The 13,590-nt window shown below is 58.9% G+C and carries 13 protein-coding genes and 1 pseudogene; 2 read left to right on the top strand and 12 right to left on the bottom strand.

Features of this window, described 5'->3' with window-relative positions:
- Positions 1–342: 342 nt before the first annotated feature.
- From paaZ to GGQ68_RS21495, 12 genes and pseudogenes are all read right to left on the bottom strand, one after another.
- Positions 343–2,400, bottom strand: coding sequence for a phenylacetic acid degradation bifunctional protein PaaZ (paaZ, locus tag GGQ68_RS21550; protein ID WP_183969649.1), 2,058 nt, complete (start codon positions 2,398–2,400; stop codon positions 343–345).
- Between the two features lie 22 nt (positions 2,401–2,422).
- Positions 2,423–3,187: a Phenylacetic acid catabolic protein gene (locus tag GGQ68_RS21545; protein WP_183969647.1), complete on the bottom strand. Its 765-nt coding sequence runs from the start codon at positions 3,185–3,187 to the stop codon at positions 2,423–2,425.
- Positions 3,177–4,256, bottom strand: a complete 1,080-nt coding sequence (paaE, locus tag GGQ68_RS21540) for a 1,2-phenylacetyl-CoA epoxidase subunit PaaE (protein WP_183969645.1) — start codon at positions 4,254–4,256, stop codon at positions 3,177–3,179. Before paaE ends, GGQ68_RS21545 begins: the two co-directional genes overlap by 11 nt.
- Before the next feature lie 10 nt (positions 4,257–4,266).
- Positions 4,267–4,788, bottom strand: coding sequence for a 1,2-phenylacetyl-CoA epoxidase subunit PaaD (gene paaD / locus GGQ68_RS21535; RefSeq protein ID WP_343056035.1), 522 nt, complete (start codon positions 4,786–4,788; stop codon positions 4,267–4,269).
- Positions 4,785–5,642: a 1,2-phenylacetyl-CoA epoxidase subunit PaaC gene (gene paaC / locus GGQ68_RS21530; RefSeq protein WP_183969643.1), complete on the bottom strand. Its 858-nt coding sequence runs from the start codon at positions 5,640–5,642 to the stop codon at positions 4,785–4,787. Before paaC ends, paaD begins: the two co-directional genes overlap by 4 nt.
- Entirely contained in the window at positions 5,642–5,944 is a 303-nt protein-coding gene (gene paaB / locus GGQ68_RS21525; RefSeq protein ID WP_183969641.1) for a 1,2-phenylacetyl-CoA epoxidase subunit PaaB, read from the bottom strand. The genes paaC and paaB overlap by 1 nt, the downstream gene beginning before the upstream one ends.
- A gap of 11 nt (positions 5,945–5,955) precedes the next feature.
- Positions 5,956–6,948: a 1,2-phenylacetyl-CoA epoxidase subunit PaaA gene (paaA, locus tag GGQ68_RS21520; RefSeq protein WP_183969639.1), complete on the bottom strand. Its 993-nt coding sequence runs from the start codon at positions 6,946–6,948 to the stop codon at positions 5,956–5,958.
- 20 nt (positions 6,949–6,968) lie between these two features.
- On the bottom strand, positions 6,969–8,174 hold the full coding sequence (pcaF, locus tag GGQ68_RS21515; protein WP_183969637.1) for a 3-oxoadipyl-CoA thiolase: 1,206 nt from the start codon (positions 8,172–8,174) through the stop codon (positions 6,969–6,971).
- A gap of 563 nt (positions 8,175–8,737) precedes the next feature.
- Entirely contained in the window at positions 8,738–9,037 is a 300-nt protein-coding gene (locus GGQ68_RS21510; protein WP_183969635.1) for an aldehyde dehydrogenase family protein, read from the bottom strand.
- Positions 9,038–9,063: 26 nt separating this feature from the next.
- Complete coding sequence (locus GGQ68_RS21505; RefSeq protein WP_246429492.1) at positions 9,064–10,035, bottom strand: aminoglycoside phosphotransferase family protein; 972 nt, start codon at positions 10,033–10,035, stop codon at positions 9,064–9,066.
- Positions 10,036–10,124: 89 nt separating this feature from the next.
- Complete coding sequence (locus GGQ68_RS21500) at positions 10,125–10,469, bottom strand: cupin domain-containing protein (RefSeq protein WP_246429491.1); 345 nt, start codon at positions 10,467–10,469, stop codon at positions 10,125–10,127.
- Between the two features lie 576 nt (positions 10,470–11,045).
- Positions 11,046–11,156 (bottom strand): annotated as a pseudogene (locus GGQ68_RS21495) (IS5/IS1182 family transposase); the annotation flags it as partial.
- 105 nt (positions 11,157–11,261) lie between these two features.
- Between GGQ68_RS21495 and GGQ68_RS21490 the strand changes: the two are divergent.
- Together GGQ68_RS21490 and GGQ68_RS21485 are read left to right on the top strand one after the other, a co-directional pair.
- Positions 11,262–11,681: a hypothetical protein gene (locus tag GGQ68_RS21490; RefSeq protein ID WP_183969631.1), complete on the top strand. Its 420-nt coding sequence runs from the start codon at positions 11,262–11,264 to the stop codon at positions 11,679–11,681.
- Positions 11,682–13,085: 1,404 nt separating this feature from the next.
- Complete coding sequence (locus GGQ68_RS21485; RefSeq protein WP_246429490.1) at positions 13,086–13,589, top strand: 5-carboxymethyl-2-hydroxymuconate Delta-isomerase; 504 nt, start codon at positions 13,086–13,088, stop codon at positions 13,587–13,589.
- The last annotated feature ends 1 nt before the right edge of the window (position 13,590 follow it).

Raw genomic sequence — 13,590 nt, 5'->3', positions numbered from 1 at the left:
ACACGGAGACCAGGTTCACGCGGCAAATCGGCCTTATTCGTCAAGGTCAAATCGGTACCTTCGCCAGATTGCCACTTTGGCTTTGGCCTGAGCGTCAGCAGCGCGGTGTACCGCATTGCCGCTTGTCGCCACGACCACATCGTTGAACAAAGATGGCGGCGGACGGAGGGCCGCGATGTGTCCGAACACCGCGCTATGAAACCCTCCTGCAACCGCCGGGCAGCGTCACTCCTCAAATAGCAAACGCGTCCAATGAGCAGATCTACGATCATCCCGGCGCCCCGAGGGGCAAGGCCGTCGGGTCAACGGCACCTGCAACCTCGTCACGGTATGGTTAAGCGCTCACGCGGAGGGCCAGACTTTGGCGACCATTGTCAGCACGTCATATTGCGCCACGACTTGCCCCTCCTGATTGGTGACCTGACAATCCCAACGGACCTCTCCGTGTTCAGCATTTTCCCTAGGGTTGATATGCTTGCACGTCAGGCGCACCTGCAAAGTGTCGCCGAAGTAGACAGGCGTCATGAACCGAACGTTGTCGACACCGTAGTTGGCCAGCACCGGGCCAGGGTCGGGCATGACGAACAGCCCTGCCGCAAGTGACAGGATCAAATAACCATGCGCCACCCGGTCCTCAAAGAAGGGATTTGCCTTGGCAGCGTCGCTGTCCATGTGGGCGTAGAATGTGTCCCCGGTGAAATGCGCAAAGTGCTCAACATCTTCCAGCGTGATCTGGCGGGACTGGGTGACAACCTGATCGCCCAAGCGCAGATCGGCCAGCGATTTGCTGAACGGGTGCTTGTCTGCGCGGGTTGGGGCCCCCTCGGTCCATTGACCTGTGACAGCGGACAAAAGCGCCGGCGCGCCCTGGACTGCGGTCCGCTGCATGAAGTGTTTGACACCGCGCATGCCGCCCATCTCTTCGCCACCGCCGGCCCGGCCCGGACCGCCATGCACCAGGGGTGCCAAGGGTGAGCCGTGTCCGGTGGACGATTTCGCAGACGCCCGGCTTCCGATCAACACTCGGCCGTGAAACGGTGCAACGCCGGTGACAACCTCGGCAGCAACCGCCGGGTCATTGGTGAACAGCGACGACACGAGCGACCCCTTGCCCTTTCGCGCAAGCCTGACCGCCTCTGCCGCGCCGTCGTAGCCCATGACGGTGGCGACGGGTCCAAAGGCTTCGACGCTGTGAGGTGCATCTGCCTTCAGCGGATCATGGGCGCGCAACAAAACGGGGCTCAGGAACGCGCCTTTGGCCGCATCCCCTGAAACCGTGCGCACATCGTCGGGATCGCCGAAGACGATTTCGGCTTCGGCCTGCAGTGCGGCAATCTTGTCTCGCACCCCGTCCCGATCGCTCAGCGAAACAAGCGCGCCCATGCGTGACGCGTCATCATCGGGCAAGCCAACGGGAACGCTGGAAAGACGTTTCGACAACGCCTCTATCACCGCGTCTTCATATGCCTTAGGGACAATGACCCGCCGAATTGCCGTGCATTTCTGACCCGCCTTGGCGGTCATCTCGCGAGCGACTTCTTTAACGAAGAGGTCGAATTCGGGGGTGTCCGGCCCGGCATCCGTACCCAGTATGGCGGCATTCAGACTGTCTGCTTCCATCGTGAAGCGCGTCGAATTGGCTATGATTGCCGGGTGTGTGCGCAGTTTGGCCCCAGTGTCGGCCGATCCGGTGAATGTCACCACGTCCTGACCTGTCACGTGGTCCAACAGCCCATCGGGCCGCCCGCAAACCAGCTGCAGCGCACCGTCAGGCAGCAAACCCATGTCAAGGATCCGGCGCACGACCAGTTCTGTCAGATAAGCCGTCTGCGTCGCGGGTTTGACCAGCGTCGGCATCCCGGCAATCAAGGTCGGCGCGATCTTTTCAAGCAAACCCCAGACCGGGAAGTTGAAGGCGTTGATATGGATTGCGACACCCTGCAATGGCGTCAGAATATGCTGTGCGGAGAAGCTGTTGTCCTTCGACAAGGGTTCAACGTCGCCTTCGGTCAGGACGCGGGCGTTCGGCAGTTCGCGCCGCGCCTTGGACGCGAAGGTCAGCAGCGTGCCGATGCCGCCGTCGATATCGACCCAGCCATCCTTGCGCGTCGCGCCCGTCCAGAAGTTTTCAGTGTAGAAATCTTCCTTCATCTCCATCAATCGCAGGCCGATCTCTTTCAGGAGCAGCGCGCGTTCATGGATTGTCATCTTGCGCAGAGCCGCGCCGCCAACGTCGCGTCCCCAGTCCAGCGCGGCTTCGATATCAAGCCCCTGACCGCCCACGCGGGCAACGGTATCGCCAGTCGCCGCATGCGCGATTGCCTGATCGCCTTCTCCGCTGACCCAACGGCCACAAAGATAGCTTTCAAGACGGCGCGGATCGAATGCCGAATCCAACATCACGTTTCCTTCCGAAATTTGGTTAAAGCGCAACTGTCGCAAGTTGCCGATCAAGCGCGTCTTGCCATTGAGTGCGCAGCGCCTCATTTGCCGTGCGACGCAGACCCATCGCTGCAAGCCGGTCGAACCTGTCAGACCCATCCCGGCCGAACGTCAAAGCCACGCGGGGTTGCCAGTAGTCGATAGCCTTCCGCAAGTCTGGAAGACGGCTTTCAACTTCGGTCAAGCGCGCAAGTCCCTCAAGGCCAAGTTCCATATGGCGCTGCTCTCGTGGGATGATATCGCGAACCACCTCGGCAAGTGGTGCATAGGAACACTGCTCGAGCTCGCGCAGCTGGGTCACAGTGGCCTGCCCCATCAACACATTCAGGATCACCGCGTCGTTCCAGTTTTCCAGCGGATGATGAAAAACCGACAGTCGCATGTCGCCGCCCTGCCTGCGCGCCTCGACGTCCGCATCCCGTGGCATCCGGGCGGCCCAATCATGCGCACTGTTATACAGCGCCTTGTCCGTCCCGAATTCCACCATCAGATCAAGCACGCGTTCGGCGTGATCGGCCTTTTCCAAGGTAATCCGGCTGGCAGCGATACGCTCCTTTATGCCCGGCGCCCAGTTGATCGCATCGGCAAACCCGGCAGACCCGGCAAGTTCACTGTCCACGAACGACGACATCAGGCGCAGCAACTCAGCCCGATATCGCGGCGGTACATTTTCAGGCGACGACAACTTGCCGCCTTGGGCAAGATAGTCCGAAATGCTCATGGTATCTGCGGCTTCATTCGTCATAGGTCAGCACCACCTTGTCTGAAATGGGAATGCACTGACAGGACAGCACATATCCTGCCTTGACCTCGTAATCCTCAAGCGCGTGATTGATTACCATCTCGACCTCGCCTTCCAGAACCTTGGCGCGACAGGTTGAGCATACACCGGCCTTGCAGGAAAACGGCGCATCCATCTGGTTCTGGATTGCAGCGTCCAGCACGGCCGTTCCGTCCTTTGGCATCTGAAACTTGCGCGTTGCGCCATCCAGCGTCACGGTGACATCGCAGACGTTCCCGGTCGTCGCGTCTTGACGCGTAGCCGCTCTTTTGGCGGTGCGGCCTGGCTGTGACGATGCAAACAGCTCGAACTTGATCTGACTGTCGTCCAGCCCGTGCTGTCGAAGGCTTTCCGCAATGGTCAGCATCATCGGCTCGGGGCCACAGATGAACGCGGTGTCGACTGTCTCGGCGTCGATCCACAGGCGGAACAGGTTATCCAGTTTTTCCGCATCCACGCGGCCGGTGAACAGGTCGATTTCCTGCCCTTCGCTTTCCAGGATGTGAATGACCGAAAAGCGCCCCAGATAGATGTTTTTCAGATCCTCGAGCTCTTCGCGAAACATGATCGAGTTGATCTGCCGATTGGCGTAGACAAGGGTGAATGTCGCCTCAGGTTCCCGGCCAAGCACAGTTTTTATGATCGACAGCAGCGGCGTGATCCCGGACCCGCCCGCAAATCCCAGATAGGTTTTCGCTGTCGCCGGATCAATCGGCGCAAAGAACTTACCCATCGGCGGCATCGCATCAAGCGTGTCGCCGACTTTCAGATCTTGGTTGGCAAAGGTCGAAAACGCCCCGCCATCGACCCGCTTGATCCCAACCTTCAGGCAGCCTTCGTCCTTGCCGGCGCAGATGGAATAGGACCGTCGCAATTCAGTACCGTCGAAGTCGCGGCGGAAGGTCAGATACTGGCCTTGGGTAAAATCGAACGCAGCAGCGGCCTCCGCTGTCGGCGTCAGCGTCAAAACCACCGCATCGCGCGTTTCCCGGCGAATATCAGTGACTTCAAGCGGATGGAATCGTGGGGCCATGGTCAGATCCTCAGATACATTTGAAGTAGTCGAACGGCTCAAGACAGTCAGTACAGCGATAGGCGGCCTTGCACGGCGTCGACCCGAATTGGCTGACCTTCTCGGTCGCGGCCGATCCACATCGTGGGCAACTTACGACCAGATTGGACGTGCCTGACATGCGCGCCGCACGCGCGGCCATGACGTCGGTGCCAGCGGTGCCGTCAATTGGAGGCGCGATACCGTAGTCCCGTAATTTCTCGCGCGCTTCTTCAGTGATCCAGTCGGTCGTCCACGGCGGCGACAGTCGACGGTCCAGCCGCACCGAATGCAGGCCTTTTGTTGCCAAGTGTGACTGAATGTCGATATCGATCACGGCCATGGCCGGGCACCCCGAATACGTCGGAGTGACCGCAACCACGAGCGTATCGCCCTCAAAGAAGACCTCGCGCACGATTCCCAGATCGGTGACCGAAATCACCGGGATCTCGGGGTCCGGCACCTCCGCCAACCAGCCCCAGACCTGATCTACCGACGGCAGTGTCGTCGTCACCAGCTTGCTCCGGGATAGGCGCGCTGCAGGAACTGCATCTCTGCCAGAACGAAGCCGAGATGTTCGGTATGACGACCGGTGCGGCCACCTTTTTGGGCATATGCGGTGCCGGAGGGGAGCTCCAACGTCGCTTCTTTCAGGATCTCGGTGACGGTTTCGGTCCAGTCGGCGTGCAAGTCCTCTACCAGCGGGGCAATACCCGCTTCGGCAATGGCACGGTCAACCTCGTCGGAGACGAACATTTCGCCCGTGTAGGGCCAAAGGAGTTCCAGCGCATCCTGCATCCGGCGCCGGCTGGCGTCGGTGCCATCGCCCAGACGCACGACCAGATCGGACGAACGTTCCAAGTGGTATGTCACCTCTTTCAAGGCCTTGGCCGCAATTTCGGCAACCCGCGGACTGCTCGATCCAGTCAGCTTCCCAAGATAATCGTGGTGCCAGGCGTCAAAAAGAAACTGCCGCATGATCGTGACGGCCATGTCGCCCTTGGGCAACTCGACCAGCAACAGATTGCGGAATTTCATCGCATCGCGCAGATAGGCCAAGGTGTCGGCGGTGCGACCCTCATCTTCGACCTCTGCCGCCAGCCCCAGCCACATTTGCGTGTGCCCAATCAGGTCCAGCGCGATATTCGCCTGAGCGATGTCTTCTTCCAGTGCAGGTCCGTGGCCGCACCATTCAGACGTGCGGTGTCCGAGGATCAGCGTCGTGTCCCCCATCCGGCAGAGCCAGTCGAAAAACGCGGGCTTCAGCGCAACATCTGTCACGTGATGATCGGGGACATCCTGCTGGGCGGCCTCTTTCGCGGCGAGCTCAACGACGTCGCCCGTGTTCATGTCAGAGGGTGAAGACATCACATATGCCCCGCTTCATCGGGGATGTCATAGAATGTCGGGTGGCGATACGTCTTGTCGTCGGCGGGATCGAACAGTGGACCTTTCGCCGAAGGACTGGAGGCCGTGATATGCTTGCTCTCAACCACCCAAAGCGACACACCCTCCTTGCGGCGGGTATAGACATCGCGGGCGTTGTTGATAGCCATTTCAGCGTCGGTCGCATGCAGGCTGCCCACGTGACGGTGATTCAGCCCGTTCTGGCTCCGCACAAAGATCTCCCATAGCGGCCATTCCTTGCGGGGTTTCGCGGTATCGGTCATGGTTTTCGTCCTTATTCGGCCGCCAGCGCGGCAGCGGCGCGGCGTTTCGCGGATTTCTCGGCATAGGCGGTCAGACCGTCGCGGAACCATTCGCCTTCGCTCCAAGCATCGCGGCGCGCCTGCAGGCGCTCACGGTTGCAGGGGCCGTTACCTTTGATCACCTCAAAGAACTCGGCCCAATCGGGTTCGCTGAAACTGTAGTCGCCGGTTTGCTCATCATAGGTCAGGTTCTCGTCCGGCACAGTCAGACCCAGAAGCTCTGCTTGCGGCACTGTTTCGTTGACGAACTTCTGACGCAACTCGTCATTGGTGTTCATCTTGATCTTCCACGCCATCGACTGTTCGGAGTGAACTGAATCCTTGTCCGAGGGGCCAAACATCATCAGCGCCGGATACCAGAAGCGGTTCAGCGCATCCTGCGCCATCTCCTTTTGCTCAGGCGTCCCTGCGGCCATCTTCATCATGATCGCGTAGCCCTGCCGTTGATGAAAGGATTCCTCCTTGCAGATACGGATCATCGCTCGGGAATACGGCCCATAGGATGTGCGTTGCAGCGGCACCTGGTTCATGATGGCTGCGCCATCGACTAACCAGCCGACTGCCCCCATGTCCGCCCAGGTCAGCGTTGGGTAGTTGAAGATCGAGGAATACTTCATCTTGCCCGAATGCAGGGCCTCAAACAGCTCATCCCTCGTAACGCCCAAAGTCTCGGCTGCCGAATACAGGTACAAACCGTGGCCCGCTTCATCCTGAACCTTGGCCAGCAGGATTGCCTTGCGTTCGAGTGTTGGCGCACGAGTGATCCAGTTGCCTTCCGGCAGCTGGCCGACAATTTCAGAGTGCGCGTGCTGACCCATCTGGCGTATCAGGGTCTTGCGATAACCCTCGGGCATCCACTCCTTTGGCTCGATCTTCTCGCCTGCGTCGATGCGATCCTGAAACGCGCGCTCCTGTGCGGTCAGATCACCACGGTTGCCTTCGGATTCTACCATTTGTGCATACATCGGTCAGTTCCTTTTGCGTTTCAGATACGTTCGATAACCATGGCAATGCCCTGCCCGACACCGACACACATCGTGCACAGCGCATAGCGTCCGCCGGTCCGGTGCAGCTGGTACATGGCCGTGCCCACAAGACGGGTGCCCGACATGCCCAACGGATGACCCATGGCAATTGCTCCACCGTTTGGGTTCACATGTGCGGCATCGTCGGGGATGCCGAGCTGACGCAACACCGCAAGGCCCTGCGCTGCAAAAGCTTCGTTCAGCTCGATCACATCCATCTGATCCAGCGAAAGCCCGGCCCGCTCCAGCACTTTGCGCGTCGCGGGTTCCGGCCCAATCCCCATGATCCGTGGCGGGACACCGGCGGCAGCCATGGCAACGACACGCGCACGCGGCGTCAAACCGTGCAATTTCGCAGCGGCCTCTGAGGCAACAAGCACGGCCCCGGCTCCGTCGTTCACACCAGAGGCATTGCCCGCCGTAACCGTCAGGTCAGGGCCGTTTACGCCCCTCAGTTTAGACAACGCTGCGACGTCGGTTCCCGGACGCGGATGCTCATCCGTATCGACAATCACCGGATCACCCTTGCGCTGCGGGATCGTGACCGGGGTGATTTCGTCAGCGAACAGCCCCTTTTCATGCGCCGCAGCCCATCTTGCCTGGCTCGCAGCGGCAAAGGCATCCTGATCCGCGCGACTGATGCCGTAATCCGCAGCGACATTGTCGGCGGTTTCGGGCATCGAATGGGTTCCGTGAGCCTTATCGAGCTTGGGGTTCTTGAAACGCCATCCGATTGTCGTGTCGTACATCTCGGCATTGCGGGAAAATGCAGACGTCGCCTTTGCCATCACGAAGGGCGCGCGGCTCATGCTTTCGATACCGCCCGCGATCATCATGTCCGCATCCCCCGCGCGAATTGCACGTGCGGCCATGCCGATCGCATCCATACCGGATCCACACAGCCGATTGATCGTCGTGCCAGGAACTTCGACTGGAAGCCCGGACAACAGCACAGCCATGCGCGCCACGTTGCGGTTGTCCTCACCGGCCTGATTGGCGCAGCCCATGATCACATCGTCAACGCGCGACCAGTCGACATTCGGGTTGCGGTCCTGAAGCGCCGCCAACGGGATCGCCGAAAGATCATCTGCTCTGACTTGCGACAAGGCCCCGCCGTAGCGTCCAATCGGCGTGCGAACTGCGTCGCAGATAAATGCGTCGACCATGACATCTCCTCCTCCGTGCGGTTAAACACCTGTGTCAAATGCAGGTTAGTCGACAAAGCATCACATGTAAAATTATTTCTGTAGTTTTGTGTGATGCTTTTGGATGAGGTGAAATCTATATATATTTTAGTCACTTAGCCGAATAATGCCGATTGTAGCGAAACCACACGCCGCACGTTTCCAATCCTCCCGATGGGGAAAAGGCCTAAAGAGAGACCTACTTTCGCCCCGAGTGGGTGAACGGCCCGATCAGGAAAGGAAGGTAGATCCAGGCAAATGGCATAGCCACGGCCATGCCCGGCCCTTCTCGAAAAGGGGGCAGAAGGGCGCGAACGCGGTGTCGGCGAACCGGTGCGAAAGCTTGATCATGGTCACGCTCCCTCGCTGGTGCGCAAGGCGATGACTGCGTTCGAGTACTTCGCTTGTATTCACGCCGGTGACATAAAGCGCCTTGGCCTCTACGGTGGCGACCAGCAGGACTGCGGCGCATAGGTTTGCTGGTGGAGAAAGCCCGTCTCCATTGATGCCTCGATTTGGTCCGCATCATCGCGGGCCGTCGCGCTTTAATAGCGAAACACGGGCGGGATGTTGGTAATGTCTTCATTGGCGTTGGGTTTGCCGATTTCGCGCGACATCACAGTCGCGATATCAGTCACGTCGGCGCGTTCCATGGCATCCGCCACGCTGTGAGGGAACTTCGTCCGGCATTTACAATTCATTTTGCGGCAGAGCTTTTGCGCGGCATTCACACGGTCAGAGACGTCCTCGACGTGACCTGCCGTCGGCGCGCCAAAGTGACCGACGGTTTCCAGCGTGGCCGGACAGGTGACTGCGCTTCGGACCCTCGGTCGGAATGAATGCACGCGCCAGACAGGAAGGTGAAAGCGTGTCAGCCATTTGCAGGTCCGGTTTTGGGTGAAAGTGTCTTGTGAAGCGTTCCTCCAACTTGTCCCCAATCGGGCAGCGCGTGATCGAGAAAGCTTGAGATTTCGGTGAGCTGAGCCGCGTGCAGCGCGGTACGGAACTGGCTCAGAACGCGCGGCATAAACGCGAGGTAGCGTGGCTTCGCGTCGCGACGACACAGGCGCACGAAGACGCCGAGAATGCGCGCGTGCCGCTGCGCAGCCAAGAGGTGATACCTTGCGCGGATGTCGGCGTCATGTCCCAGCCATTCCGGCGCATCGGCGCAATATTGATCGAGAAGCTGCTCTTCCAAGCCTGGCATCAAGTCGCGACGGGCGTCCTGCAAAAGAGAAAGCAGATCGTATTCACAAGGCCCGCGCAAGGCGTCCTGAAAGTCCAGCAAACCGCAGCGCGCCGCGTCCGTCCGATCCGAAAGAAGCATCAGATTGTCGACGTGGAAATCCCGCAGAACCAACGTTTCGTGACGCCCGGCAACAGGCGTGAGCGCAGTTTCCCAAAGCGCACGAAAAGCGACATCAAACGCCTCTGTGTCCAGTCCGGGCGCAACCGCAGGCGCGAACCAATGCGAGAAAGTCGATAGCTCATCAAGATACACTTGCATGTCGTAGGCCGGGCGGTCGATCTGCCGACCCTCTGGGGCGTGGTGAAGCTTGAGAAGGGCGTCAACCGCCAACTCATACAGGGCTTTCTCATCAAGCCCACGGGCGAGGCAAGTCGCATAGGTCGCATCGCCGAAATCCTCCAGCAGTGCCAGCCCTTCCTCATGTTCCGCATGCCAGACTCTCGGTGCCGACAGCCCCAATCCGTTCAGGTGCGACGAAATCATTATGAAGGCGGCAAAGCCCGGCAGGTCGAACTGGTCATCCATCAGCAGCAGGTCGCGCCCTACCACACGGTAGTAGCTGCGGGTGGAGGCATCGGCGGTGAAGGCCTCCAATCGGGCGCTCCCCAAGCCATGTGATCCTAAAAACGCGGCCGCCGCAGTACGCAGGTTTCCTGCGCCAAGGGATTTAGACGTCGTCTGGGTCATCGGATCGTGCAGACCTTCTTCACAGTCACATGAACGGGGCTGGCTCCTTGCCAACCTTTGGGGAACAATCCCGCAGAGTCTGGCGTGGACTCAATCACATCTCCAGAAGCGTTTGAGTAGGTGCCGCGGCCTTCCAGAAAGTGGCAGACTTCGTCGCGGGTCATATGGTACTCCCATTTGTCGGGCGTACAGATCCACAGACCGCATTCGCTCTGGCCATCGGAACCTTTGTGCAGGGCCTTGCCAGAAACATGGCTTTCGCCCCCGATCATGGTCCGGATGCTTTCCCAATCCATCGCTTCGGTAATGTCCAGTGGCCTGTGCATTGCGGGTGCTTTCAAGTCTCTCTCCAATTCAGACCAACATGTAGATGTTGCGCAAGGGTTCTGTGATCTCAATCGTGCCTCCCCAGCCTGCCGGAAACAACACACACGTGCCGGTACCTGCCTAGATTACCTCTTCTCCATCTTCGCGGCGATAGATTACGCTCCCTTTGACGACGTGGCAGAATTCGTCGCGCGTAAGGTGATATGCCAGAGCCCGGGGTGCACTCCCAGATCTCGCTATGCGACGAATTGTTCGTCCCCCTGTACGAGAGCCGACCGCTGAAAAGGGACGCATTGTCGACCACTTGGGACTGCGGCCCCCAGTCGAGCAGCGCGTCATGGGCGGTAGCACCATGGACGTTCGATGCGGAAGATGTCAGATCAATCACCGCTTTTCTTCGTCACGCATATGAGCAGGTTTGCGGGCTATACCTGACCTTCTGGTACTGCATGTGATCGAAAATTTTTTCAAGCCGCGGCGCGATATTGGAGTCGTTCAGAATGTCTTCGATCTTCTCAATCATTTCATCTTCAATCGGCTCTGTTGCACAAATCGGCTGAAGGTCGAGGTTCCCCTTTCCCCGGAGGGACTTATCCTAAGGGCCCTTTGACTGGGATGCCGGGAGCTGTGTAACGGTTTAGCACAGCGATGCGGATTTGGGTCTCCGCGACCTGCCGGTCGAAGTGCCGCGCCATGCCCCGCCCGGCAACGGGCAAAAACCGATAAAAAGGGAATTACCAATGAAACCCACTGAAAACCCTTTCCCCCTAGATGACGGTGAGCGTCATGCCATCTGGGAGACCCATATGCGCGTTGATATTGACGCCTTTATCGCTGGCGATTGGGAGGCCGTGGCGCAGGATTTCGACGCTGAGCGTTTTATGGCCTTTGACGCCCATCACAGTCACGACCCCGCCAAATGGACCATAGGGTTTCCCGATCTCGCGGCCTACCGCGACACATGGCTGCGCATGTCCGCCGAGACCCGCGATAGGGCCGCCCCGGACAGGCTGCGAGACGCGATGTTCGCGGGGGCGAGGGTAAAGCGTATCGAATTCCAGAATGATACTACAGCTATCCTGCACAAGGTTTTCAACGGCAGCACGCCCCTGAAGGGCGGCAGTGAAGAACCTTACGGTTGGCAGTCGGTTTTTTCGCTGCGCAAGGCTGACGGCCGCTGGAAAGTCTGTTCCTTCGTGGGATACATGCCGCACACGGACCGGTAGACCGATCCTTTAGCGATTTCAGGCGTTCAGTGCTTCCATCTGGCACGCTGCGCCGAGCTGTCCCCACCGATCCTTGAATGCCCGCTTTGCAAATGCGGGCATGGGGCGTGAGGTTTGGACAGTGCGCGCCATTGGTTCGGGTGAAATGGTCAATAGGCGCTTTCACCAAACGCGTGAAACTGTGTCAGAGGCGTCCGCGCACAGCGTATCGGTGCTACTGTCGCGGCACATTCTTTGTAAGCCAAAGAGAAAGTTATCGTCTTTTTCGGGGACGTATTAATACCACCAGGACCAGAACCCACTGATCTTCTTGGGGCATGGTGAGCCACTGTTCGAGAATAGAGCGGTGAACATTTCTGGTCTCCTGTGGCTGAGCGACGCGCCTGCAAAATACGGTACACACAAGACCCTAAATAGTCGTTGGAAACGGTGGAGCGAAAATGGAAGCTTCGCACGGATGATGGCCGGTCTGGCCACCGAGCATGGCGAGACGAAAATCGTGATGATCCACTCTCGGGATAACCATGTGGGATGCCCTTCCGTGCAGTGGACGCGCCCGGCATCAAAGGGGAGCATGGACGCTTGGTAGACCAAACCGAGGCCGGCATGAACACCAAGCTGCACGCCATCTGCCACAGCCGAGAGCGCCCGTGCGACCTCTTCGTCACAGCCGGATAAGTACGTGTTTACATCAACGCCTGGGCGTTGCTCGAGGGCCTGCCAAATGTCGATTGGCTTCTCGGAGATTGCAGCTAAGACCCGGATTGCCGGAAAGTCCCGCAAGATCGACACTTGTGAGGTGCCCATTTCCAGACGCGTTACAGGTCACCCGGGATGAGCCGCTTCCGGGCAGGTTTGTCCGCCAGCCCCGCAACCCTCAGGCCAGCACCCCGCCGGGCCAGTTCCTCGCTGCTGCGTTGCCGGCGACGGTCGGCGCGTGACCTTTGCGGAGAGGGGGGCTGACATAGCTTTATTAAAAAAACCGCCTTTGGGGCAGACCGCCCCCATTCCAAGCAGGGTTTATCCTACGTCGTCAGTGCCAGGTATGCGACGAGCGGCGGAGACGCCGTTTGACAGAACGCTTCTGCGGTCTTGGTCGCGTTGGGATTTGGTCGAGCAACTCGGGCAGCATAGGGGTATTACTGAACTGCTGTTGACGACCGCGCTTGTCGCTCGGATGTGGTGCCCACATCCTATAGGGATCGAATCAACCCTTTGGGACATCGCCATGACATGCCGCTCCGATCAACGGATCGCAAGCGATCCGCTTCATTTCAGTGTGTCATTGTAAGCCGACGAATTCGTGACCTTGCACTTCGCAGGATCCCAGCTGTTACGCTGTGTGCACGAGATAAATCCCCAAACGGTCGTTGTGCAACAAAGCCGTTATGGCTTTCACCTCATATGGCGTTGCAATTGCTTAATAATTCAGAAACAGCCTTTGCCTTTCCGACGGCTACAGCACTTCTGTTGACAAAAACTCGATTGATTAACATGTTCATTATAGGGGGAAGAATCATGCCGCATATGACCGTGGAGTTTTCGGAAGGTTTGTCGACAGAGAGTCTGCGCCTTCTATGCCGGACGATTTATGATGTCTTGGCCGCCTCGGACGATTTTCCGACGGCGGGCATTCGGGTTCGCGCGCACAAGGCGGACATGGCTTTTGTGGGAGACGGGCTGCCGGAGAACGATTTTGTTGCGCTAACCCTATCCGTTGGCGCCGGGCGGACCCGTGACGTGCTTCACGCTGCAGGCAGTCAAATCTTTGCCGCCGCGCAAGAGGCCCTGGCCGACCGGTTAGCTGAACCATACTTTTCGCTGTCTTTGGAAATTCGCCAGATCGATCCGGATCTGAGCTGGAAAGACACCCCGATTCACGCCCGTTTCTCGCCCAAAAAGGACTGAC

The sequence above is a fragment of the Sagittula marina genome (assembly GCF_014196795.1).
Classification (GTDB): domain Bacteria; phylum Pseudomonadota; class Alphaproteobacteria; order Rhodobacterales; family Rhodobacteraceae; genus Sagittula; species Sagittula marina.
This window is presented reverse-complemented; position numbering and strand designations above follow the sequence as displayed.